This window comes from Fimbriimonadaceae bacterium, assembly GCA_019638775.1.
Lineage (GTDB): Bacteria > Armatimonadota > Fimbriimonadia > Fimbriimonadales > Fimbriimonadaceae > JAHBTD01.
Genome location: JAHBTD010000004.1, coordinates 165,134 through 189,800 on the forward strand (window position 1 = coordinate 165,134; position 24,667 = coordinate 189,800).

The following is a 24,667-nucleotide window of genomic DNA, read 5'->3' on the forward strand; positions in this document are numbered from 1 at the left end:
AACTGGCACATTGTTGGCGAGCTTACATATCCAAATGCTAGGACTTGAGACAGGAGTTAAAAGCCAATCGACCCAGTTTGTTTCAAATCAGGAAACCGTTGGCTACAATGTCAGTCCGTCATTTACGCCCTTTGGGCTGACCACTCGTTAGCGGAACCTCCGTCTGCTTACCCTTTATCACTTTTGGTACAGGCATTCGTGCCTGAGCCTGCGACCATGCCTCGGCATACCGAAAAAACAACAAATGAACACAGAAAACTTAAAGATGATTCCGGTCGCCGATACGGTGGACATGTCTATATGGACGGGCTACGAAGATGTCCTCCATAGCACGTGGATGCTGAACCGGCGCGGCGCTTTCCAAGTGACACGACACTTGCCTGGAAAGCTCAACGACACAGCGCTTTCTGAAGCCTTGGTGGCTTTGGGAGGGCGACTTTTACTTGAGCGGCATTCGTGGTCGTCAAAGGGATACGTTTATGAATTTGACGACGCAATTTTGTCGCTAAGCTCGAACATACTGTCTATCGCTGCAATGACGAAAGATTTCGCCTTGCAGCTTGCTGAAGAAACGGCTAAACACTTTGTCGTGAAAGAACCAAGCGACAAGAAGGTAACGATCGAGTTCTGCTATGCGGGACAGTGCGGCGTTGCCAGAAACAGCCGTGAGATCGAAGCTCCCTACTGGGAATCGATCAAGACGAACTACCCGCTCTCTGCACAGGAAGAGCTGGACGACCTGACTTCGAAGGCGAAGCCCACAGGCGGAAGGCTGATCCTATTCACTGGACCTCCTGGAACAGGCAAGACCACGGCGGCTAGAGCCCTGGCGAAAGCTTGGTACGGGTGGTGCAAGGGCGTGTACGTGCTCGATCCCGAAAGGTTCTTTGGGGCGCCTGCGTACATGATGGAACTGCTTACTGACACTGAAAGCAACGACGATGATGACGACGACGATACCGAGACGACCGACGAAGAGAAGACACCCGCGAAGTGGGTGCTCTTCATCATCGAGGACGCGGACGAGTACATCTCGGCGACATCGAAGGAGCGCTACGGTCGAGAAGTCGCGCGGGTATTGAACCTGCTCGATGGAATGATTGGTCAGGGCTTGAACATCCTGATGCTCTTTTCGGCGAATATGGAGCCGTCAGAGGTCAACGAGGCCTTTGCCAGACCCGGACGGTGCTTGAGGTCTATCGACTTTGGTCGATTGACGCCCGAGGAAGCGATTGATTGGGCAAGGAAAAATGGTCTTGACCTGAATCGCTTAGAATCGGCGGCTGGCAAGACAATCGGATTTAGAAATCGATCCGATTTCTCGCTTGCTGAACTTTACGAGCTTCTGCGATTGCAGGGTGAGGACAGTGTCCCCTCAATCATCGCGGAATTGCCGGAACCGGTAATGCTCTAAGCCTTGCAGCCTTTGCATCCGCAAAGGCTGGGGTTTACAACTGCACCAACTCAGTACCAAAAACGTAGTCCCTTTCAGACACTAACCGTACGTTTCGCGAGTAGAACTTGTAAGCTACTTTCAATGTCCAAAGAACGCTCGATCCTCTTTCTTGCGATGAGCGGGGTTAGGATCAAGGACAAGGAACTTCTCGAATTTGGCATGACCCTCCCTGGATTCGTGGAGCGGGGCAAAGTCATCGCTTCCCTGCCAAGCCTTGGACTCCTTACTCTTGCTGCGCTCACCCCGGAACACTGGCGGGTCGAGTATCGAGAAGTTGACGCCGAGATCGAAGAGACGGTTCAAGCGATACTTCGAGAGCGGTTTGATGTTGTTGCGATCTCTTCGCTCACAGCCCGTATCCTTGATGCCTATTCTATTGCCGATCAATTGAGGTCGGAGGGGATGACCGTCGTGCTTGGGGGATTGCATGCGTCTGTCATGCCATCTGAAGCGGCAAACCATGCCGACTCCGTGGTGGTTGGGGAGGGCGAGTCCGTGTGGAAGCAAGTTCTTGCCGACTTTGAAGCAGGAAAGCTCCAACAAAGATACACGACTCTCGGCACGACGGAACAACGCTATTCCTTTGCAGACTCCCCACTTCCCCGCTTCGACCTTCTCGACATAAACCGCTACAACAGAATCACAATCCAAACCACACGCGGGTGCCCTCTCGACTGCTCCTTTTGTGCGGCTTCCCGAATGATCAGCAGCTACAAACGAAAGCCGATTCCTCGCATTCGGCGGGAGATCGAAGCCATTCTTGACCGTTGGCCGAAGCCTTTTATAGAGCTTGCCGACGACAACACATTCATCCATCGAAAGTGGTCCCTCGAACTGGTGCAAATGATCGGTGAATATCCAGTTCGCTGGTTTACCGAAACCGACATTCGACTTGCCGACGACCCCGAACTTCTTGATGCTCTTGCCAAGTCCGGATGTGCGCAGGTTCTTATCGGGTTGGAGTCGTCTGCGCCAGAGTCCCTTTCCGAAACCGACCGAGGCGGCTGGAAACGAAAGCAGCTTGAGTTTTACGCGGAGAAGATTGACCGCATTCAATCCGCCGGAATTTCGGTGAACGGGTGCTTTATCCTGGGTTTCGATCATGACGACGTTGGCGTCTTTGACCGCACGCGAGAGTTCGTCGAGAGACTGAATCTCTCTGAAGTACAAATCACGATACTCACTCCTTTCCCAGGCACTGCCCTTACAAACCGGCTTCGTGACGAGGGCCGTCTTTTGAAGCCCATTTACTGGGATGAATGCACCCTTTTCGATGTGACCTACAGGCCACAAAAGATGTCGCCTGATGACTTGCGAGACGGCTTCCGCCGTCTTGCCGGAGAAATCTATTCAGATGATGCCACTGCTCAAAGAAAACAGTCCTTTCATAGTAGTCTGCGAAAGTCAAAGCGCAGAGTCCAGGAGACCATCAATCATGGAAGTCCTTAAGCTTGCTGTCAAGGTCCTGTCGTTTCGTGCGACGAAGGAGGAGTTAAGCAAGATCGGCCCAGCCCATCTTTTGCTGGGAGTGGTCATGACTTGGCTCGTTGGGATGGGAAGATGGTGGGACGATCCCGAAGCTCTGCCGACCCAAAAGTCAGGAGCTGGCTCGGTCATTTACATCTTTGTTCTTGGAACGGTCCTGTGGCTTTTCTGCAGACCCATTTTCAGAGAGAACTCCAAGTGGATTCAAATGGTGGGCTTCATAGGGCTCACTGCGCCCCCTGCGGCTTTGTATGCCATTCCTGTCGAACGCTTTACAGACCTGCATACGGCAGGCTCAATCAACTATACGTTTCTGGGGATCGTTGCCATATATCGCGTGGCATTGATGCTCTGGTACTTGTGCAAGATTCACAGTATTGGAGTTTGGGCGGCGGCATCGGTGATTGGACTTCCGATCACAGCGATGTTGTCCATATTGTTTGCGACGGGCCTAATGAACGCAATTGCCAACGTGATGAGCAACATCCGAGAGATTCACTCTTCTGAATTCGCCGGCTTTGGGGAAGCGATTTTCACAATCGGATGTGGAGCAATTGTGTTGTTACCTGTGTTCGGATTCAGTTACATAAAGGCCTGGCGAGATGCACAATAGCTTTTGATATAGCGTGGCTCAAGTCTTCAATAGAGACGATGCTAGCTGGCATTACTCGCTCCATTTCATATCCTGCTCCGTATACGACGGATAGTCGATGGTGTCATAAAGCTCGGCCCGGGTGCGCATCTTATCCATCCACCCAGCCTGTGTCCCCGTCGCCAGCAACTCTGCGTAAAACTCCTCAATGGCTTTGAGCATCACACGAAGAGCCGTGACCGGGAAGATCACCATCTCATAGCCAAGCTCTTTGAACCGAGAAGCCGGAATGAGAGGGGTCTTCCCAAACTCCGTCATGTTCGCCAACAGCGGCGCTTTCACCCCTATCCGAAAGGTCTCAAACTCGGCCTCGTTGGCAAGCCCCTCCGGGAAAATTGCATCAGCACCAGCATCCACATAAGCCTTTGCCCGTTCGATTGCAGAGTCCAAGCCCTCTACCCCGCGCGCGTCCGTACGCGCGATAATCATAAACGACGGGTCGCGCTTCGCCGAAACGGCAGCCCTTAGCTTGCTCACCATCTCTCCCACCGGGATAACTTCTTTGCCGTCAAGGTGCCCGCACCGCTTCGGGCTGAACTGGTCCTCAATATGGATTCCGGCAAGTCCGGCCCGCTCCATCTCGATCACCGTACGAACAGCGTTCCATACATCCCCGAAAGCCGTATCCGCGTCGCAGATCATCGGCACCGGCGCTGCCGCGCAGGCTTGCGCGGCGACGCCCGACATTTCGTTCAAAGTCGTCAAAGCGATGTCGGGCATCCCCAGCAGATTGTTCGTGATCGCGCCTCCGCTCAGATAAGCCGCCTTCGCTCCCTGCTTATAGGCCGCCAAAGCTGACAGCGCGCTGAAAGCACCCGGCATCACGACGATATCCTGCTTCATCAGATCGCGCAACGTCTGACCCGGAGACTTAAGGGGTGGATGCACCATATAATGTGAGCGTACCCGCGCGGTTTGCGAACGATAGGTGAACCACGGGACGGATCCATCGTCTGGAACCTTCAATGAAGTTTTGCGTTGCCGTCGTTGCCCTATCTGTCGTAGCTGCTTCAGCCTATGCCCGCCCTGACTTTTGGGACGAGTTCGTCAAGCACTACAGCATTAAGGAAGATTCGACAATCTTCATAACCAAATGCCAGACCTGTCACACAGCCCGTCCACCGCAACGCAATGACTACGGGCGGTCCATTCGCACGGCCTACCGAAACGCAAAGCCAGGACAGCGGATGCCGGATGTGTTCAAAGCCGTCGAAGACCTGGATTCCGACAAGGACGGTACCAAGAACGGCGAAGAGATCAAGGCGGGGACGCTTCCCGGCGACGCTGAAAGCAAACCGGCGAAGAAGGATGGAATTGATCCGATTTATACGCTTCCCTTGGCAGGAATTCTTGGCATTGCCGTCTTTGGTGTGTCAGCGCGTCGATCTCGTACGTCTTAGGCAATATGAGATTCGCCTCTGCAGCCCGACTGTGTCTGGGCTTGACCCTTGTTAGTTGCATTGCGTGTATTGCCCAAGCAAAACCTGAATTCTTAGAAGTCTATCGTGCACATTACGGATTGAAGGACGGCACGAAACTCGGTGATGCAAGCTGCACCAACTGCCATACTCAACCCCCTCGCCGCAACCCGTTCGGCAAGGATATTGAGCACGAGTATGAGGCAAGCCCAGGGGGACAACTCACAGCTGCCATGCTCGACAGCGTCGGTTCCAAGGATTCCGATGGAGATGGATTTTCCAATGCCGACGAAATCAAGGCCGACACGCTCCCCGGCGATCCTGCAAGCAAACCCGTGGGACCAGCGACAACAGGATCGGAGGGTCAAGGAGCCAGTGCGACTCCGGCAACAGAGTCACCTTCGGGAATCGATTGGGAGGAGCAGATCAATCCCAAGCACACCTTTCACCCATTGATTGTCCATTTTCCAATTGGGCTTTTTCTGTTTGGGGCGTTTCTTGAAGTGCTTGGAAAGCGTCGGGGTGAATCAAAGCTTCGAGAATTCGCACTCTGGAATCTTGGATTCGGCGCGATCTTTGGAGTTCTTGGAGCAGTCACAGGGCTCATCGCGATTTTCAGGTTAGGGCTTAGCTTCTCAGGCATCGCTCTACTTCACCTCATCATTGCTGGAGCGGCCGCGGTTCTTATGGTGGTGATCGCGTTGTGGCGGCGAAAAGACATGCCCGATACAGCTGCTTACTGGACCGTTCTTGCGCTTACTTGTCTGGCGATTGCTGTCGGTGGGCACCTTGGGGCGACGATGGTTTTCAATCCAGAGACCTTGGCCTTTGTCGGGCTTCGTCTTTGAGAATAGTGAAATGGTTCGCACGGCAACGAATCTTGTGGGACATCCCGCAACGTTTGCCAGGAACAGATTTGACATCGCCCCAAAAATAGAAGTACCGGTGAACGTTCTGCAGTGGGGAGGAGAACAAAGGCTGGTGCCCAGTTGTGGGGAGACTGGGCTACCGCCTTTTAAACACTTTTGCCGGACTCGTTAGGCTAAATTCTGTTCCACCCGCAACCAATCGTGCCTCAACCATGACGGCATAGTTTTTCCCCTTTGCAAGGTGGACATCCAAGCTCATCTTCGTGCGACTCGTTTGGGCCTTTTCAGGGGTGACCGTCTCAACGATCTCCCACTTCTGGGGTCGAAAGTCGAGCGTTTCTGAAGCGACCAACCAGGTTCTCAAAACCCTTAAATTCTCAGACGGGGCTTCAATGCTTGCGATGGCAGTATCGGGTCGCCTGGGATCCGCCTTGATCTGTAAAGCGACCTTCGGCATTTGAAACTCGCCAGCACAAGACTTTGCAAACGCCCTTATCGCTTCCACAGTCATGCGCAAGTCACCGAGTCCATGCCCTGCATTGGGGACGATCAAGGTCCACGTTGGCTGCTTGAGATCGCCCACATAGTTGCTGAGGGCATCGACCGTCCAGTACGGGTCGTTCCCGCCATTGACGATCAGCGTGGGGGCTTTGATTGCGGCACGGTAGGTATAGGGATCGATCATTTGCGAGAGGAACTTTCCGTCAGCCGTATCAAGTTTTGCTTGCAGCCCGCGCCTTGTGTAATCCTGAATCTGTGCGCTGTACTCTCCCCAACTCTCGATCTGGTGCCTCATCTGTTTGCCGACATTAAGGTTGTCGATCACACAAGGGGCGATACCGACAACTCGCTTGTCTTTTGCCGCGCCAACAAACCACGTCGTCCAGCCACGCTTGCTAAAGCCAGTGACGACGAACTTCGAGATGGGATTGACCGATTGTTTGGTCGTTGATTGGACGGCGTCCATCGCGCGTATCGCGCTCTTTGTCATGGGAAAAAGGAGCGGCCAGGTTGGATCTTTCGTTTCAAGGTACTTCTCGAAAGTGTGAGCAATCAGATCATCCTCTTTCATGTCCCAGATCGGCTGATTGGGGATATTGAAGAGGATCGCGATCGGCAAACCGGACATTTCGGCGACGATCTGCGCTTGTGCCAAGTCCGCCATGTTGGGTTCACCACCCGTGATATAAAGAATCGCAGTCCCTTTTGCTGCTACGGTCCGCGGTTCCAAAACCGCCACCGTATGCCTCCACGGTACGCCTTGCCAGGTCAAGCTCGTCATCTTGATGTCGGCTCGGCGGTCGGTAACCTTCTCCACCTCAAAGCGAAAACTTTCGTCCTTTAAGGCCAAATAGTCATAAAACGCTTGCTGAGGCGGCACATTTGTTGTAAGTGCGGTTAGAGACAATGCGAGCATGCCGAGCATAGTTTTACGATACCTTTCCCTTCAAGTTATGAACTTGATAGAGATTGAGAACGATCCCTTAACACTTCCCGTCGTACTGCTGGGTTGACTTCTGGTGACAAAACTGCGAAAATAGGAAAGTTGAGTCAACGGAACAACCGACTGACCTGGCAGGTGGATATGAAGTTCTGGAAGAAGTGGAGTGCGGTAGCTGGGGCATTGCTCGTCGTCACGGCATCGCAAGCCTTCTATTACGATACGAAGATTTTGATTGATCGAGCGATCAATAGCCCGACGTTTACGGTTCGCTATAGCGGCACACATGCTGCCACCGTCGAACTTAGGGTGAACGGCGTAAGCATCGGTACGCGAAGCGTGAATGCATCGCAGACCAGCGGCGAAACCAACTTTAACATCGATCTGACGTCGCTCTCAGCAGCCGACAACGAGATCGAAGTTCGCCTTTTTGACAAGAGCGGCAAGCTCGTGGGCACCGAGAAGACAAGAATTCTCGCCGACACTCAGGACACTTCCGTTGTCCGTTTGTCCAGCCTCAAGAATGGGCAAACCGTGATGGGAACGGTTGATATCAAGGTTGGCTTTGGTCGCGAATTGCGAAACGTGTACGTGAGCTTCTTTATTAATAAAGAGTTCAAGGGCATGACCAACTACGCACCGTTTGCGTTCTCGTGGGACACAACTCGCGAAGCCAACGGCTGGCACGACGTTGAGGCATGGGTCGTTGACGATTCCAGCATGACCTTCAAGTCACAAACCTATCGGCTCTTTGTGAACAACCCCGGTGGTGAAACCAATCGACGCCTCCCCGGCTCGACTCCTGTCACCTCTCCGCCAAAAGTGAACACAACTGGCTCGGTGCCGATCAAGGTCGCGAACACGACAAACTCGGTTGCGGCGGCGACGACCATTGCAACACCACCCAAAGCAAGCAGCCTTTCTGCAGCAATCACTATCGTGACGGCGGCTACGGTTGGTCAGGCCAGCAGCGTTAAGCCCGCTTTCACCCCGAACCCTGCAACTGCAGGCGCTCGTGCGGTGACTCCGGGAATTAACAAGGCCCCGATCAACACAAAGATCCAAACCGTTCCGACGGGTGTGAACAGTGTTGCTACAGCAGCAAGCGTGATCAGCATCCAGAAGGGACAGAAGTTGCCCAACATCGGCACTTTTGCCATTATTTTGAATTCGCGAATCGTGAACTTCGACGTTCAGCCGCGCGTTCAAGATGGCGTGCCGCTCACTCCACTCCGACATCTTCTTGAAGAGGCCGGTGGTGAAGTGAATTGGACAAACGCCACGAAGTCACTCAATGCCAAGACGGACGGCCGTGAAGTCTATATTCGCATCGGCGACAGACTCGCGAAAGTCAATGATATGACCATTGAGATGGAACTGGCTCCGTTCCTTGAAAAGGGTCGGACAATCGTTCCTTTGAGCTTCATTCGAGACGTGCTTAACGTTGATGTGGATTACGACCCCAAGACGGGACACGTCGTCATCACCTCAGTTAAAAAGTAAACTTCGCAACTCCCGTTGAGAAGGCGCTCCGATTACCCGGAGCGCCTTCTTTTTTGCCTGGATTATCCAGCGATACCTGCCAACAATGCAGATAGGGAGTTTTTTCGTTTGTTCAAGAAAGGTGACAAGACAAAGGAAGCAGTAAAGCGAAGCATCAAGCACTGGCTTTTGCTCTTTACCGCGTTCGCCGTTGTCGGCGGAGGCGCATGCTACTTCGCGTTTTTAGGCGCACTCGAACTCCATCAGTCGAACCTTCGAAACGAACTCGAAGCGCTGGCAAAGCTTGGCGCTCTGCAAGTCGATCCTGCCGAACATCAACAACTCAATGACCCATCTGCAATGGAGACTCCTCTCTACACACGGCAGATTGAGCGTCTCGGCCGAGTTCAGGAACAGATCAGCACTATCCGCTACATCTACACAATCCGGCGGATCGATGGAAAGTTGTTCTTTATCCTAGACCCAACCCCGCCAGGAGATCACGACAATGACCAGATTGACGACAAGTCGTGTCTCATGGACCCTTACGAGTCCGAGCCTTATCCCGTTTATGAAGTGTTCAAGACGGGACGATCCGTAGCGACGGGCCAACTCGAAACCGATCAATGGGGGACGTTTCTGAGTGGTTATGCACCCATAAAAGACGAGCACGGACAAACCGTTGCGGTGCTTGGGATTGACATTGAAGCTAGCCAGGTCATGACGCAAGAAAAGCAGTTGGCGCTTGTCTTCCTCGCTGCCTTCATCTTTACGCTTGTCCTGGGAGGCAGCGTTTCCTACTACCTCGCAACGCATATCGCGCGATCCGCCACATCAACGCGAGATCAGATAGGAGGGGCGATAGCACGCTCTGGAAACCGAACAACCATTCTTCAGATCGGACTCGCCGCTGCTGTCATCGCGTGTATAGCGCTCGGTCTCTATGGCAGAGCAGCATCGCGACTCGAAAAGCAAGAGTATCAAGCGTCTGGCAAAAGCATGGAGCGGCTGTTCCGATTACAGTTTGAGATTGACAGCCTGCTGGATACAGCGGTTCCAGTGTCCGAGACCTTCGCTTCCATCATGGCCGGTCTATCAACGCCTGAACTCGCTACTCTACAACTGCGTGTGAAGACCGCTCAAACAAACTACCGTCAAGGCAAAGCATTGTGGCGTGATGAGATGGAACGCGTTGGCGATGACATTCGAAGTCGAACGGCTGACCTCAATTCCCGACAGACAGAGTTGGGGTCGCAGCTTGTTGCCCACCATGAGACTTTTAACGTCCTCTTCATCGTTGCCGCAATGCTCGCCTTAGGTTCTCTTGTGCTTGTGCGGGCGGCGACAGTGCAGCAAGACCAACTGGCACGTACCGCTCAGGAAGCGAGTCGACTTCACGAGGAAGTCGGAATCAAAAACGCCGAGATAGAAGCCACCAATATTGTGCTCACTCGTGCACTCGAAGACCTGCAGGACAACTTTGAAGCCATGGTTCAGGCTTGGGTCAAGGCCGTGGAGGCGAAGGACCTTTATACTGCAGGACACTCCGAAAGAGTCATGCAATACAGCACAGCAATAGGCCGTCGAATGGGGCTCTCCGAGCATGACTTGCGCGTTTTGGAAATGGGGACGCTAATCCACGACATTGGCAAGATCGGAATTCCCGACTCGATTCTAATCAAGCCGAGCAGACTCAGCAACGAAGAGTTCGAGGTGGTCAAGTCGCATCCGGATATTGGCTATCGGATGATTTCGAGCATCCCGCTTTTTCAGGAGTGTGCGCCGATTGTTCTCTGGCACCACGAAAAGATGGATGGCTCCGGCTATCCCGACGGACTATGTGGAGATGAGATACCGCTCTTGGTCAAGATCTCGACAGTCGCCGATATGTTCGACGCGATGACCTCAACAAGGGCGTACCGTGCCAGTCTTTCAGCCTCTATCGCACTTGAAAATCTGCGCAAAGATGCTGAAAAAGGGGCACTTGAGCCTAAGATCGTGGAGATTCTTGCCGAAATTGTAAATGAGCAGGGCGTTTTGTGGCAACCGCCACGTCAAGACGCCGCATAGGAAATGAAATGAGTTCTTTAAGTGATGGCCGCAGATACGAACGGATACCGGTTCTAGACTACGCTATGGTTCGGAGCGCGCCTAAGGGCCATCCATTTCGAGCTCTCGTCATTGACGTCAGTCTCGGCGGACTGCTCCTCCGCTCAGAACACAACTTCACAGGCGGCGAGACGATTGAGATTCAGATTGCACAAGAGCGCGGCGACGCTGTTACAGTCGAGGCTGAGGTAAGACACTCGACAGTAGTCGAAGGAAGCCAGTTCTTTCTTTGCGGAGCGCGATTCCTGCCAAAAACGCACGATCAAAGAGTGGCTATCGTTCACTACGTGCACGACGCCTTCCGAACAGGCGCCGACAAGATGATGGTTTCAGACATGGCGAACGCTCAGTCCTAAGACCAAAGCAGGAAGAATCTTCATCACGTCGAAAAGGCCCATGTGGCCTCGCCGACGTCGCCTCTTCCACGCAACAAGCTCGACTCTCTGCCCAAGCTGTTCGAGTGCTTGCATAGCTACCGACTCTCCACCTTCAGCTCTGATCTGATCGCCGGAGTCACCGTCGGTCTTGTCGCCCTTCCGCTTGCCATGGCATTTGCCATCAGCTCGGGCGTCAAGCCCGAAGCAGGGCTTTATTGCGCCATCATCGCCGGGTTTATTACCGCTCTGCTTGGCGGGTCGAAGACCCAGGTCAGTGGTCCAACCGGTGCGTTCGTGGTGGTCGTCGCGGGCATCGTCCACACCTACGGCATTAGCGGCTTGTTTATGTGTACGATGATGGCGGGAGTGATTCTGGTCATCCTCGGTCTCACCGGTCTTGGGAGCGCGGTCAAGTTCATCCCACGTCCAGTCGTCATCGGCTTTACCAACGGCATCGCGCTGCTGATCGCCTCGACCCAGATCAAAGACTTCTTCGGGCTGGACATTCCCAAAGTCCCCAGCCTCTTTCTCGACCGCATGAAGTCTATCATGGCGCATTGGGACACGCTCTCGATGCAGAGCACGCTTCTCGGCTTTGGGTGCATCGCGGTGATTGTGCTGTTCATGCGCTTCATCAAGCGCGTGCCAGGAACCATCGTCGCGCTCCTTGGCGGCACCGTGCTGGCGTTCTTGCTGCACCTGAACGTCGAAACGATCCAAAGCCGATTCGGCGGGATTCCCAGCGGACTGCCCTCGCTGCACACGCCTAAGTTTGAAGCGGGGATGCTGGCAACGCTGATCTCTCCGGCTCTCACCATCGCGATGCTCGGGGCTATCGAATCGCTGATGTCGGCGGTTGTGGCGGACCGGATGTCGAAGGACAAGCACAACCCAAACGTCGAGTTGATGGCTCACGGAGTGGCGAACATCCTGTCTCCGCTTGCCGGAGGGCTTCCCAGTACCGGGGCCATCGCGCGAACGGCAACAAACATTCGGAGCGGTGCGAAGACGCCCGTCTCGGCGATAATCCACGCACTGACGCTTCTTGCTATCGTCATGTTCGCGGCCCCGCTTGCCAAGTACATCCCGCTCTGCGTCCTCTCGGCGATCCTTTTTGTTGTGGCCTACAACATGGGAGAGTGGAAGGAGATTCCGCAGATTCTGCGCCTCTCCAAGGCTGATACCGCCGTCTGGGCGGCGACCTTCTTGCTGACGGTCTTTGCCGATCTGACGGTGGCAGTGGAGGTGGGGATGATCCTTGCCGCGCTGCTCTATATCACTCGAGTGACTTCGACGACGACGGTGACAATCGTCGATGAAAGCTACATTACATCGGGGCAGGAGCATTCCCTTCAGGACAAAGATATTCCGAAGGAGGTCGCCATCTTCCGTATTCACGGGCCGTTCCTGTTCGGCTCGACCGACAAGCTGCAGGAGATCGCCGACAGGATTAGCACGCTCCCGCCCGTTGTCATTTTACGGTTGCGCAACATGACGGCTATCGACGGCACGGGAATGCAGGCGATCGAGGAGTTTCACACCCTGGTGAAAGAGAGCGGGCGGACGATGATCGTCTGCGGAATGAGGGACCAGCCGAGACAGTTCCTAGAACGGTCAGGCTTTGCCGAGCATATCGGGCCGGAGAACGTCTGCAGGCACGTCTCAGCTGCTATCGACCGGGCGAATGAAATATTGGGGCGGTAGGGCTTAGCTGTTGTGATCCTGCTAAGCACTGCCCTCCCGCTGTGCGGGGTACAGTCCTTAGCATGTTTGCCGTGGTTTTCCCCGGACAGGGATCGCAAAAGCCAGGCATGGGAAAAGAGCTTTTCGACGCTTACGATGCTGCTAAAGCGGTTTTTCAAACGGTCTCGGATGCTGCCCATGTCGATGCTGCCCGCCTATGCTTTGAAACCGACGAGGAAACCCTTCGTCAAACGCAGAACGCACAGATGGCTCTGTATACGGTCGGGGTGGCAGCCTATTCCTGTCTTCAGGAGCGCCTTGGCGAGACCCAACCCGGCGCCTTCGCAGGTCACAGTGTCGGCGAATACGCTGCGCTGACGGCCGCTGGATTCTTGAGCATTGAAGACGGAGCAAGACTTGTCCTGCGTCGGGGTGACCTGATGGCACGATCTGGCAAACTTCGACCTGGAACCATGGCCGCCGTACTTGGTCTGGAAAAGAAGGCTCTCCATGATATCTGCAAGGCGTCCTCCCAACCAAACAGCGTCGTCGTCATCGCGAACGACAACTGCCCGGGACAGCTTGTGATTAGCGGTGATGTTGATGCGGTTCAGCGTGCCTCAGCGATGGCTTCTGAACAGGGCGCGAAGCGCGTGTTGCCAATCAACGTCAGCGGCGCATTCCATAGCCCGCTGATGGAAGAGGCATCGATGGCAATGCTCGAAGCGCTCAAGCTTGCGTCGTTCAATGGTTTCTTGGGTCAGATACCCGTCTTCAGCAACGTCACTTCAGAGCCCTCCGACCTTGCATCATCGTGGCCTGTCTTGCTTGAAACGCAACTTAAGAGCCCTGTGCGGTGGACCGAAACGATTCAAAACATGATGAAAGAAGAGGTTGATACGTTTGTCGAGTGCGGCTCGGGTGAGGTCTTGTGCGGGCTGATAAAGCGGACAAGCAAAGAGGTTCGCACACTTAATGTAGGCGACCCTGCATCACTGGACGCCACGGTGGAAGCATTGAACGGAGTGAAATCTTGAACTTTGAAGGACAGGTTGTTGTCGTTACGGGGGCTTCCCGAGGAATCGGGCGTGAAATCGCGATGCAGTTCGCCGCAAAGGGCGCGAACGTGGCTTGTATCGCGACCAGCGTAGAAGGGGCGGCGAAGACCGCTAGCGCAATCACAGCAGCCGGAGGCAAAGCCGAAGCCTTTGCCTGCAATATCGCCGACTCGGAACAAGTTGATGCCCTTATGGCGAGCGTTGCCGAAAAAATGGGGACGCCAGCGGTCCTTGTGAACAACGCCGGCATCACCCGCGACACGCTAATGCTGCGGATGAAGGATGACGATTGGGACCAGGTGCTTGAAGTCAATCTCAAAGGAGCGTTCCTTACCATTCGTGCGGCAAGCAAGTTGATGATGAAGGCACGGTACGGACGGATCGTCAACATCACGAGCATTGTCGGGCTTCATGGAGCAAGCGGCCAGGCGAACTATGCCGCAGCGAAAGCAGGCTTAGTCGGTCTGACAATGACCGTGGCGAAGGAGTTTGGAAGTCGGGGCATCACATGCAATGCCGTCGCGCCCGGATTTATCGAGACGGACATGACATCCGATCTCCCCGAGGAGTTTCGAGAACATGTCGCCAAGAACGCTCCTGCCGGGCGACTCGGCAGTCCGGCAGATATCGCCGCTGCTGTTGTGTTCTTGGCGAGCCAAGAAGCGGGCTATATCACGGGACAGACCTTGACGGTTGACGGTGGGTTGACGATTTAGCGTGGAGATCAGATATCTGAAATCTGATATCAGATATCAGATTTCTGATCTCTTTTTTAGGGAGGATTTCCGGATTTTTCCACCGAATCCTAATCACCAACATGTCAGCGGTACCCGCGACTTCCGAGAAAGTAACGCCTGAACAGAGGAAGGCGTTTATCGCTGCCTGGCTTGGCTGGGCATTCGACGGCCTTGATGGGTTCCTCTACGCTCTCGTCGCTGTCAAGTTCGTCACGGAGCTCATGGGGCCCGGCACGCAGCCCGACGTCGTGGCAAAGTATGCCGGAGTTATTCAGGCCGTATTCCTCTTTGGCTGGGCGTTCGGCGGTGCCTTTTTTGGGCGGATCGGCGATAAGATAGGGCGCACCAAGACGCTCACCATCACCATCCTCACTTATGCTTTGTTCACAGGTTTTTGTGCGCTGTCGCAAGCCTGGTGGCATCTGCTCATTTTTCGGTTTATCGCGGCTCTTGGGATAGGTGGAGAGTGGGCGGCCGGGTCAGCGCTGGTGAGTGAGACGCTGCACGACAAACACCGCTCATGGGCGAGCGCGTTGCTGCAGAGCGGCTACATGACGGGCATGATCCTCGCCGCGCTCACGGTCAGATTCATGGCTGAGTTGCCCGTTCGATGGGTGTTTGTGATTGGGGTTCTTCCTGCGCTTCTAACGGTTTGGATTCGGAAGTCGATCCATGAGCCAAAAGAGTGGCAGGAAGAGCGCAAAACCCGTGAGATTCCGAAGGTCTCTGCGCTCTTTCAGGGCGCGATCCTCAAGAACACTTTACTCTCGCTCACGTTCTGCGGGATCTGCCTTACCACCATCTGGGCGTTCCTTTTCTACAGTACGCCCGTCCTTCGATCGCTCCCCGAAGTTAAGGCGATGGACCCAAGTTCGGCAACGCTGCTTGTCTCGAATGTTGTGATCATCTTTACGCTTTGGAACATCGTCGGAAACTTTGCCGCGACATACATGGCCAAGCTCACCAGTATCCGGTTCACCTTTGCATTCTTTATGGCGGCTTCTTTCATAACGTTCTACGTGGGCTTTGGGCAGCCGCGCGATCTTGGCGGTCTCACGCTCTACTACAACATCGTCATGTTCTTCGGCACGGGAGTTTTTGCCATCTTCCCACTGTACATTCCAAAGCTCTTCCCTACTCTGCTGCGCACCACGGGTTCGGGCTTCTCCTATAACTTTGGGCGCGTAATCGCCGGTGTGGGAACGTTGGTGCTGCCCCTTATGCTTTCACGCCCCGACGCACCCACCCCTCTGAACATCCTGTGGTACACGGGCTTTCTCTACATCGCTGGTTTTGGAGTCGCCCTCTTGATGCCCGAAGTTAAGGCCGCCATGACATCCAGCCCAGAGTTCGCCACAGAGTAGGGATCAGACAGGTACCCTTTCGCCCGGCATGACCACCATACTTGCAACCTGGAAAGAGCCGGGCCGAGTCGCCATCGACACTGCATGGGCCGCTCGCTCTTCTGGAGCTGACCTCCGCACGACCCTCGAAAAGGGCCTCGCTGCCGCCGAGCTTGACCCTAGCCTTGTGGCTATCGGACTCGGTTCACTACCGAATGCCGACGGAGAGCTCGAACTCGACGCAGCTATGATGGACGGACGTGATCTCTCCGCAGGCGCTGTTTGTGCCGTCCGAGGAATTGTCCCAGTCATCGGTGTGGCCCGCCGGGTCATGGAGGACACACCTCACGTCATGCTTGCAGGAGAGCAAGCCCGTCGCTTTGCCCTGAACAATGGCTACCGACCCCAAAACCTCATGACAACCGAAAACATTGCTCGGTACGAAGAGTGGAGGACGGACCCCGCAAGGATCGAGCGTGAGTATGTGCATGCCGTGGAAGAACTTCACGGAGACACGGTTACGATGCTCGCCCTTGAAGACGGTCCCCACTGCGTCGCCGCAAGTGCGACCAGCGGCCTCGCGTTCAAACTCGCGGGACGGGTCGGCGACTCCCCGATCATCGGAGCGGGGATCTACGCCGATGACGAGGTTGGCTGTGCAGGAGCAACAGGCTGGGGTGAAGAGCTTTGGAAGGCTTCGGCATCGTTCCGAACGACTCAGTCGATGGAGCAAGGAATGAGCGCTCAGGAGGCCTGTGAGAAGACGATACGCCACATGATCCGCCGACAACCAAAGTCCACCGAGATGGCCTGTGTCGTGCTCGCGCTGCGCAAAGATGGCGACTTCGGGGCAGCCACCACGATGGGAGAATTCCCGCTGTGGATTTGCCGGGACGGCGTGATGGAATGCAAGGTGTTTAAAGGACTGTCGGGGCAGTAAGGTGATCCGTAATCCATGATCAGCGATCGGCGATCGGCTATCGGCTCGGCTAGTGGATATCTGGCAGAATCAGAACGTCCGACTGACGACAACATCTAAACAAGGAACTTACTAGCAGGATCGTCTGACCGATCACTGACAATAGATCGCACATCGCAAAGAAAAATGGCAAAACTCATTGGCACAGCTGGACACGTGGATCACGGAAAGACAACTCTCATTCGGGCGTTGACTGGGATTGATGCTGACCGTTTGCCCGAAGAGAAGCGACGGGGCATGACCATCGACATCGGGTTTGCGTTCATCGACCTGCCCGAGATTGGGCGCGTGTCCATCGTCGATGTCCCGGGCCATGAGAAGTTCATCCACAACATGCTCGTTGGCGCACAGGGGGTGGATGTCGCCCTCCTTTGTGTTTCTGCCGATGAGGCCGTGATGCCTCAAACGCGCGAGCATTTGCAGATTCTTGAGCTCTTGCCCGTCGATAAGTTGGTGATCGCGCTCACCCGAGCCGACCTTGCCGATGCCGAAACTCGCGAGATCGCCCTTCTCGATGTCCAGGAGGCCGTTGCCAAAACCCGCTTTGGTGTAGCCCCCACAATCCCAGTTTCTGCCTTTACCGGCGAAGGGATTGATCAGCTTAAGCTCGCCCTTAGGGATAGCCTAAACACGCCCGATAAGCCGATTACAGGGCCATGGTACTTGCCGGTTGATCGTGCCTTCACTGTCAAGGGACATGGGGTCGTTGTGACCGGCACGCTCTCTCAGGGAAGAGTCAAAACGGGTGACAAAGCGGTTCTTGTTCCTGGCGATACCGAGGTTCGCGTACGGGGAATCCGAAGCCATAATGTGCCCTTTGAGCAAGCCGAAAAGGGCCAGCGCACGGCGCTCAACCTGAGCGGCATCAAACTCGAAGATGTCGAGCGCGGTATGGCCGTCGGCGAGCCGGGAGCTCTATTTGAGACCTGGGTTTTCGACGCCAAGGTGACCTGGATCGCTCCTGTCAAACACGGCATGCGCGTGCGGATTTCCATCGGCTCCGAAGAGGCCATCGCCAAGCTATTTTTGAACGACAAGGACCCCGAAATCGCCCAATTCAGACTAGATGCACCGATCGCCTGCGCGATGGACCAGCCGTTGATCATTCGCCGCTACAGCCCACCCGATCTGCTGGGGGGCGGGCGAGTAGTCATTCCTCAAAGTAAGCCTCGTCGAAAAAGTGAGAAAGCCGTGATTGTTGAACAAAAGGGGACCGACGAAGAGGCCATTCTTTCCGTCCTCGAAGATCAGATCACCGGCGTGACGACCGACGAGATTTGTCGGCGACTTGGCAAGACACCACAGACGCTCGGAATATCTTTTGAAAAGCTCTTGCAAGAGGGCAAACTGCTGGGATTTGCCGGGCTATGGTATGAGCCCTCAGCGTTTGAAACGGCCGCCGAAAAGTACTTCGAGACGCTTCTCTTCTTTCATCAGAAAACGCCGACTCAAGCGATGCTCCCTCGCGAACGTATCTCCGAGAGCGCGAAGTTAAAGTGGGCAGGCAAACCGCTCGACCGTATTCTTGCTCACCTCTCTTCGCAAGGGAGAGTCATCGTCCAGGGGACTATGATCCGCCACCCTGAGTTCCGTGTTCAGCTTTCACCAAGACAACGAGCCTTGCTTGACCGTGTCACGGATCTGCTTACAGAGTCAGGATTGAGTACTCCAAATGTACATGATATTGGCTTAAACATAAACATACCTCCTCAGGCAGCAGAGGAGATTATGAAGCTTGGAATCCAAGCTGGTGAGGTTGTTCGTATCGCTGACGGCGTGTTTTATACACCAGCCCAACTTGAAGAGATCAAGGCGAGGATGGCGACAACGTTTGGCAACAAGCCTTTCCCAGCATCGGAGTTTCGTGACACTTTCCAGACCAGTCGAAAATACGTGATCCCTTTATTGGAGTATTTCGACGCCCAGCGATTTACGACGCGAATGGGCGACAATCGGGTCATAAACATGCCCTGAACAAAGTAACGGCCCTTCCTGAAAAGGTACTTATCGATGGCGAGACCGAGACAACTGCCCAATTTAAACGAGTACCTGCGGGAAAGGAAAGGGAAATCTCCTTCGCTGAGCGCTGCCGAGAGTTTTGGGTGCATGGCGACTCTGGGATTGAGCGTCGTCGGAAGCTATCTTTTCTTCATCACAGCTGGTTCTGCAGCAGCTTTTTTTGGTTTCTTCCTGTCCTTGATCGTCACTGGCTTTACTCTCCACTGGCTCACCAATCTGATCACCAGACCTAAAAATGAGGATCAGAAACGCTTACAGTCTCTGGACAAAGCAATTGAAGAGCTCACAGAGCGATCTCGAAGCGGAACTCTGCGCAAGATCCTTGATCCACATGCCGCCGCGATTCTTGAGTACACCTCGAAGCAATGGGCTCGGGTGATGAAGAGCCTTGCCGATCCGATCTGGAAGAACGATCAGCTCTCTACACACTGGAAAGAAGCTCGCGACAATGCTGAGGCATCGATGAATCGAGCCATCGAAGACCTCACGATCATGCTTACAGACCTACCGCTCGAGCAGATGTCAAAGGCTGATTGGTTCTACCTCTACGAGATGTCGCTTGAGAGTCTTTCAGAACCTTCAGGTACGCCGGAAATCACTCTCCCTTCCGAGTTTGCTTCTGCCATAGACATGGCAAAAAAGACGGACATACTCGCCCACGAACTCGAATCTGTCCTTCAAAGGGTGCGAGAAAGTTCAACTCTTCGCGAACAGCTCGCGCGTGAGACCAGCATCGACAGTACCCTCGCCGAACTTCGCGCCCTCCAGCAAGCCGAAGCCGAGCTGGACGAAAATCACCTTAGGCTTGAAGACAAATAATATTCTTGCCCGGTGAACCGAAGGAACCGGCAAAGCCTTCCTACAATAATAGCAAGTAGAATTCCCAGTGAGGGCCCATGAACGATCCCGGAAGAACCCAGATGCTCAGCGCAGACCCGAACCGAACCCAGATGGGAACGGCACCGTCGCTCGACCCCAATAAAACCATGATGGGGACCGCGCCCAGCTTGAACGCAACCCAAACGATCAAGCCGGTGCAGTGTCCTGTCTGCAAGACCTTCAACCCTGCAGGGATGATCTGCTGCGTCGAGTGTGGGCTTATTTTTGAGATGTCTTTGGATGGCGATGCGTTCGGCGCGCCCGCAGTTCAACTGCCAGTTCTGGTGGATCAGAGCGGGCGTGAGTATCCGATCCGGCCTGGGCAAAACACGATCGGACGGGAAGGCGATATTCAGATTAACGAGCCGAAGGCGAGCCGCCGTCATGCTCAGGTCACTCTTGACGGTGAAACCTTGACCATTGAGGATTTGGGGAGCACAAACGGCACGACTTTAAACGGCACAAAGCTCTCTCAGGGCAGCGCTCAACCTCTCAACGCAGGCGACTCGATCAACATCGCCGGGTTTGAGATGAAGCTTTCTATGCCGGGAGCAACCAACAAAACGGCTGTGGTTTCGGCGAACAAGACGGCGGCAATCTCAGCCGCGCCAAGAGTGGAGCAACCTCCCGCGTTCTTGGTCGGAGAGAGCATCGAAGCGCCGCTAAAGTCCGGAATCAATACCTTTGGACGCAAATCGGACAACGATGTACAGATCGCCGACGGCTATATCTCGGGCAAACATGGCCTCATCGAACTTGCTGACGACGGGATTTATATCACCGACACTGGAAGCACCAACGGAACGATGCTTAGCGGAGCAAAGCTAAGCCCGAACATGCGAACGAAAATGTCGGAGGATGACGAGATCCAAATTGGAGCGCTCGTCTTTCGTGTCAAGGTTTCCGAAGTCGCCGAATAACGAACCTCATGGAAGAAATTACTGCCGAATACGCCACCGAGTCTCTCATCGCGCCCGTGGAACTGCGCTACCGTCCCAAGGTCACAGTTGCCTGTAAGACCGATCTGGGGCGCGTTCGCGAGAACAACGAAGACAAGATGGAGTTCTTCATTCCAGAGGACGATGCCAGCTTGGCTTCCAAAGGAATGGTTTTTGTTGTTTGCGACGGCATGGGCGGACATGAGGCAGGACAGATCGCCAGCGAACTGGCCTGTAAGACGTTTATCGACGTTTATCTGAACCACCTTGGCGCTGACCCGGAAAATGCGATTCGAGACGCTGTGCGAGCCGGGAATCGATTTATCTTAGATATAGCCCATGCAGTTCCCTCTCGACGTGGCATGGGAACAACGCTCAGCGCGATGATTCTCATCCAGGATTCGGCCTACGTTGGACAGGTTGGCGACTCGCGGGTTTATCGACTGCGCGGAGAGGAACTCACCCAGCTCACCACTGACCACACCTGGGTCGAGGACGTGGTGTCGGCGGGCATGATGAGCCGTGAGGATGCCGAACGTCACCAGTATAGACACGTCCTCACGCGAGCAGTTGGAACGGAGGCGAACGTCGTTTGCGACATCAGTCGACACGAAGTTGAAGTCGGCGACCTTTTCCTGCTGTGTTCGGACGGATTGCTCAACCACGTACCAGACGAACTCATTCGAGAACATTTGATGAACTTCAGCCCGAGCGAGGCGACCTGGCGACTGGTTGGCAGAGCGTTAATGGAGGGTGGAAGCGACAACACGACGGTGATGATCGTGCGGATTGACGAGCTTGAAGAGCCGAGCGAATCGTGAAACAATGAACAAGGAAAGATGACTTCCTAATTCAGTGTTGAGGATCGTCACTCTTCCTTTGCGTCAGGGTCCTGTATCAGGCTCTTTTCAAACAGCTTCTTAAGCCGTTCCTTCTCTTCCCGCTCACGTTCCCGTTTTTCGACCTCGTCGAAGTACTCTTGGCTATACACTCCAGCGCCGCGCACTTTCGTTGCGCCTTGAGATTTCTGGAAAGGTCGTGCTGCACCCTTGGTGAAAGCCAAAGGCAGCTTGTTCGCGGCAAAGAAATATGCGAGGATGAGGGGCAAGGCGGCAAACAGAGCCAGCTTCGCATCGGTGCTAAAGAACGCGAAAACCCCCGCGAGCCACGCGATCCAACGACCGGTCAGCGGTAACACAAACAAAAGCGTGAGAGGGGCGTCAGGATTTCGAGTTCCCCAGATCACGGTGACTGCGCCAAGAGCCACCCATGCTCCGGCTAGCGGTGCATCAACCCCAACGATTCTTGCTCCAACAAACAAACACAAAGCTGAAAGAACCGAAAACGCAGCCCATGAGATTCCGAATCGGACCGAACCCATCTCTCGCTCGACCGAGGCTCCAATGCCCCAAAGCCACAATGCCGCAAAGAGCACGCTGAATATCTCATTCGCAGCGAAGGGATAGGACAACAGCGACCAAGGCCTGGAAATTCCGTCGACAGTGAAGTAAGCCCAATCCCTGATTGGAAAGCTTTTCGGAGCAACGAACTGGGCCAAGAAAGTTACGATAATGAGGACAACAAGGGCTACGGTCACGGGCGCGCCGAGTCGGCGAGCGTTGGATTGGAAATCGGAAAGGACGCTCATAGGCTTTACTCATTATGTCTTTACGCTCAATCGGCATTAGACGTCGGGCGAAAAACATGACTCTCCGCAGGCTGATACGATTGGCCTACAATGATTGCTTTCACAACAGTTGTCAGACGAATCACAATTGAACATTAAACATTTGCTATTGCAATTACTGCTGGGTTATCATTAACGCTAATGACCAAAGTCCAGCTCGGCCAAGCACAGAAGGAAGCATGGGGCAGTTTTCTCGTCGCCCATTCACGATTGACGAAGGCCATCGATGCGGCCCTGCTTGCGGAGGACCTTCCCTCACTCGAAGTCTACGACGTGCTCCTGGCGCTTGAGGACGCTCCCGATCAAAGATTGACCATGTCCGATCTTGCAAACGCGGTGGTTTTCAGCCGAAGCGGGCTTACTCGGCTTGTGGACCGTCTGGAGCAGCAGGACTTGGTCCGGCGGTGCGCACATCCCCGAGATCGGCGCAGCCTTTATGCGGTTCTCACACCCACAGGATTAAAGAAGCGCGAGGAGAGTTGGCCGCGCTATGCGGAGCTAATTCACGAGCACTTCGGACGCTTTATTCCTAACGAAGAGGCCCAGGCAATGCGCGATGCCTTGAAACGTGCGACCTCTGCGCACGTAAACTCAGATGAGGCAGCGAGAGAGCCGAGCATTACAGGAGAATCCCCCGCGAAACGATAACGCCGGCGATTTCTTGGCGCTCGTGCCGAATATGAGCGATGCAGTATTTTGTACTTTGGCCCGATGGACAGCGCTTTGGTCCTGCCAGTGAGGATGTCCTGCAGATGTGGGCGGCTGAGCGTCGCATCGGTCCTGAATCGATCCTTGTTGAAGCGCCGACCGGAAAGCAGATTCGCGCTTCCGACCTGCATGCTCTCAAGTCCGTTTTTGCATCGCCTAGCCTAACACCGCCAACGGTAGTTCAAGGCATGGCGCCACCGCAGCCGGGGCAACCAGGGCAATGGTATGCCCGCCCAGGGGTTCCTCAGTCTACATACCCAAACTACGCGCAGCGCACAAGCAGCACTGAGACCACGCTCGCGTGGGTTTTCTCCGCGATCGGCATTATCTGTTGCCCTCTCATGTCGATCATTGGGATTGTATTAGCCGCTGTCGGCCTGTCGAAAAGGCAGTCCAGCGCTCTTGGGGCGCTTATCTTCGGCATCATTAGTCTTGTTGCCTCGTTCCTTTGGCACGCTGTGATCTCAATGTAGGGCGTCAGCGTCTACAATCGGATCATGCAAGAGATCAATTGGCCCGACTTCGAAAAGGTCGAGCTGCGCGTCGGAACGGTTGTCGCCGCCGAGGCGTTTCCTGAGGCCCGCAAACCCGCCTATAAGCTCACTGTAGACTTTGGGTCGGAGATCGGCACGCGACGTTCCAGCGCCCAAATCACCGTGCATTACACGCTTGAGGAGTTGGTGGGATGTCAGGTTGTCGCGGTTGTGAACTTCCCGCCAAAGCAGATCGGACCGTTCATTTCCGAATGTCTTGTCACCGGTTTTGCCGACGAAAACGGCGATGTTGTGCTCGCCCGTCCGGATAAGCCGGTTCCAAATGGGTCAAAGCTGTTTTGACGTGCTTACTGAGCATTTGACTCCGTTCTGCCAACTCATAAATAGGAGCGGAGCTGCTAACGTAGGTATGGCAAAGGCAATGGGGCCTAAACCATGCATTCCTAAATTAGCGAGAGGTATTATTCCTCTCCGTCTGGGGAGTTGCCCGAGTGGCCAATGGGAACAGACTGTAAATCTGTCGGCGATAGCCTTCGTAGGTTCGAATCCTACACTCCCCACCATATCGCCCTCGTAGCTCAGCGGCAGAGCACTCCCTTGGTAAGGGAGAGGTCACGAGTTCAATTCTCGTCGAGGGCTCCAGTTTTCTCCGAAGAGACCCCTGGAACAAAGTAGAATACGGCAGCAATCGGGATGTGGCTCAGCTTGGTAGAGCGCTTCGTTCGGGACGAAGAGGTCGGAGGTTCGAATCCTCTCATCCCGACCATTTTTTTGCCTGGAAAATCTGGAAAATCGAGTGTCCCGACTCTCAAGCCCGCCCGCCAATCGTGATGTGGCTGACGGCAATTCCGTC

The 24,667-nt window shown here is 54.6% G+C and carries 23 protein-coding genes and 3 tRNA genes; 23 read left to right on the forward strand and 3 right to left on the reverse strand.

The window, feature by feature from the left end:
* Positions 1–244: 244 nt before the first annotated feature.
* The 3 genes from KF784_15015 to KF784_15025 all read left to right on the forward strand — a co-directional run bounded on the left by KF784_15015 (position 245) and on the right by KF784_15025 (position 3,554).
* Positions 245–1,414, forward strand: a complete 1,170-nt coding sequence (locus tag KF784_15015; protein MBX3120371.1) for an ATP-binding protein — start codon at positions 245–247, stop codon at positions 1,412–1,414.
* A 123-nt stretch (positions 1,415–1,537) separates the two neighbouring features.
* Complete coding sequence (locus KF784_15020; GenBank protein ID MBX3120372.1) at positions 1,538–2,905, forward strand: B12-binding domain-containing radical SAM protein; 1,368 nt, start codon at positions 1,538–1,540, stop codon at positions 2,903–2,905.
* Positions 2,892–3,554: a hypothetical protein gene (locus tag KF784_15025; GenBank protein MBX3120373.1), complete on the forward strand. Its 663-nt coding sequence runs from the start codon at positions 2,892–2,894 to the stop codon at positions 3,552–3,554. Before KF784_15020 ends, KF784_15025 begins: the two co-directional genes overlap by 14 nt.
* Positions 3,555–3,605: 51 nt before the next feature.
* On the opposite strand, the gene prpB is transcribed toward KF784_15025, so the two are convergent.
* Complete coding sequence (gene prpB, locus KF784_15030; protein ID MBX3120374.1) at positions 3,606–4,484, reverse strand: methylisocitrate lyase; 879 nt, start codon at positions 4,482–4,484, stop codon at positions 3,606–3,608.
* A 74-nt stretch (positions 4,485–4,558) separates the two neighbouring features.
* On the opposite strand from prpB, the gene KF784_15035 reads away from it, so the two are divergent.
* Positions 4,559–4,993, forward strand: coding sequence for a hypothetical protein (locus KF784_15035; GenBank protein ID MBX3120375.1), 435 nt, complete (start codon positions 4,559–4,561; stop codon positions 4,991–4,993).
* A 5-nt stretch (positions 4,994–4,998) separates the two neighbouring features.
* On the forward strand, positions 4,999–5,859 hold the full coding sequence (locus tag KF784_15040) for a DUF2231 domain-containing protein (protein ID MBX3120376.1): 861 nt from the start codon (positions 4,999–5,001) through the stop codon (positions 5,857–5,859).
* 157 nt (positions 5,860–6,016) lie between these two features.
* Here the strand turns inward: KF784_15040 and KF784_15045 are convergent, their stop codons facing one another.
* On the reverse strand, positions 6,017–7,297 hold the full coding sequence (locus KF784_15045; GenBank protein MBX3120377.1) for a hypothetical protein: 1,281 nt from the start codon (positions 7,295–7,297) through the stop codon (positions 6,017–6,019).
* Positions 7,298–7,426: 129 nt separating this feature from the next.
* Between KF784_15045 and KF784_15050 the strand changes: the two genes are divergently transcribed.
* The 12 genes from KF784_15050 to KF784_15105 all read left to right on the forward strand — a co-directional run bounded on the left by KF784_15050 (position 7,427) and on the right by KF784_15105 (position 21,746).
* Positions 7,427–8,824, forward strand: a complete 1,398-nt coding sequence (locus tag KF784_15050) for a hypothetical protein (protein ID MBX3120378.1) — start codon at positions 7,427–7,429, stop codon at positions 8,822–8,824.
* Between the two features lie 108 nt (positions 8,825–8,932).
* Positions 8,933–10,873, forward strand: coding sequence for an HD domain-containing protein (locus tag KF784_15055; protein MBX3120379.1), 1,941 nt, complete (start codon positions 8,933–8,935; stop codon positions 10,871–10,873).
* Positions 10,874–10,938: 65 nt separating this feature from the next.
* Positions 10,939–11,268: a PilZ domain-containing protein gene (locus tag KF784_15060; GenBank protein ID MBX3120380.1), complete on the forward strand. Its 330-nt coding sequence runs from the start codon at positions 10,939–10,941 to the stop codon at positions 11,266–11,268.
* Between the two features lie 42 nt (positions 11,269–11,310).
* Positions 11,311–12,993 (forward strand): STAS domain-containing protein, encoded by a 1,683-nt coding sequence (locus tag KF784_15065; protein MBX3120381.1) that lies wholly within the window; start codon positions 11,311–11,313, stop codon positions 12,991–12,993.
* 62 nt (positions 12,994–13,055) lie between these two features.
* Positions 13,056–14,009, forward strand: coding sequence for an ACP S-malonyltransferase (fabD, locus tag KF784_15070; GenBank protein ID MBX3120382.1), 954 nt, complete (start codon positions 13,056–13,058; stop codon positions 14,007–14,009).
* Positions 14,006–14,746: a 3-oxoacyl-[acyl-carrier-protein] reductase gene (fabG, locus tag KF784_15075; GenBank protein MBX3120383.1), complete on the forward strand. Its 741-nt coding sequence runs from the start codon at positions 14,006–14,008 to the stop codon at positions 14,744–14,746. The genes fabD and fabG overlap by 4 nt, the downstream gene beginning before the upstream one ends.
* Positions 14,747–14,847: 101 nt before the next feature.
* On the forward strand, positions 14,848–16,131 hold the full coding sequence (locus tag KF784_15080; protein ID MBX3120384.1) for an MFS transporter: 1,284 nt from the start codon (positions 14,848–14,850) through the stop codon (positions 16,129–16,131).
* 28 nt (positions 16,132–16,159) lie between these two features.
* The gene (locus KF784_15085; GenBank protein ID MBX3120385.1) at positions 16,160–17,050 is read left to right on the forward strand and encodes a N(4)-(beta-N-acetylglucosaminyl)-L-asparaginase; all 891 of its coding nucleotides are present in this window, start codon (positions 16,160–16,162) and stop codon (positions 17,048–17,050) included.
* Positions 17,051–17,215: 165 nt separating this feature from the next.
* A complete protein-coding gene (gene selB / locus KF784_15090) occupies positions 17,216–19,063 on the forward strand; it encodes a selenocysteine-specific translation elongation factor (GenBank protein ID MBX3120386.1) in 1,848 nt (615 codons plus the stop codon).
* A gap of 36 nt (positions 19,064–19,099) precedes the next feature.
* Entirely contained in the window at positions 19,100–19,927 is an 828-nt protein-coding gene (locus KF784_15095; protein ID MBX3120387.1) for a hypothetical protein, read from the forward strand.
* Between the two features lie 77 nt (positions 19,928–20,004).
* Positions 20,005–20,907, forward strand: a complete 903-nt coding sequence (locus KF784_15100) for an FHA domain-containing protein (protein ID MBX3120388.1) — start codon at positions 20,005–20,007, stop codon at positions 20,905–20,907.
* Between the two features lie 8 nt (positions 20,908–20,915).
* Positions 20,916–21,746, forward strand: a complete 831-nt coding sequence (locus tag KF784_15105) for a Stp1/IreP family PP2C-type Ser/Thr phosphatase (protein ID MBX3120389.1) — start codon at positions 20,916–20,918, stop codon at positions 21,744–21,746.
* Positions 21,747–21,793: 47 nt separating this feature from the next.
* Here KF784_15105 and KF784_15110 read toward each other — a convergent pair whose 3' ends face one another.
* Complete coding sequence (locus KF784_15110) at positions 21,794–22,573, reverse strand: rhomboid family intramembrane serine protease (GenBank protein ID MBX3120390.1); 780 nt, start codon at positions 22,571–22,573, stop codon at positions 21,794–21,796.
* A gap of 180 nt (positions 22,574–22,753) precedes the next feature.
* Here KF784_15110 and KF784_15115 point away from each other — a divergent pair, with 180 nt between their 5' ends.
* From KF784_15115 to KF784_15140, 6 genes are all read left to right on the forward strand, one after another.
* Positions 22,754–23,260, forward strand: coding sequence for a MarR family transcriptional regulator (locus tag KF784_15115; GenBank protein MBX3120391.1), 507 nt, complete (start codon positions 22,754–22,756; stop codon positions 23,258–23,260).
* A gap of 38 nt (positions 23,261–23,298) precedes the next feature.
* Positions 23,299–23,793: a hypothetical protein gene (locus KF784_15120; protein MBX3120392.1), complete on the forward strand. Its 495-nt coding sequence runs from the start codon at positions 23,299–23,301 to the stop codon at positions 23,791–23,793.
* Positions 23,794–23,817: 24 nt separating this feature from the next.
* Positions 23,818–24,156: a tRNA-binding protein gene (locus KF784_15125; GenBank protein MBX3120393.1), complete on the forward strand. Its 339-nt coding sequence runs from the start codon at positions 23,818–23,820 to the stop codon at positions 24,154–24,156.
* Positions 24,157–24,291: 135 nt separating this feature from the next.
* A tRNA-Tyr gene (locus KF784_15130) sits at positions 24,292–24,377 on the forward strand.
* Between the two features lie 4 nt (positions 24,378–24,381).
* Positions 24,382–24,456, forward strand: a tRNA-Thr gene (locus KF784_15135).
* Positions 24,457–24,503: 47 nt separating this feature from the next.
* Positions 24,504–24,580: transfer RNA gene (locus tag KF784_15140), tRNA-Pro, on the forward strand.
* The last annotated feature ends 87 nt before the right edge of the window (positions 24,581–24,667 follow it).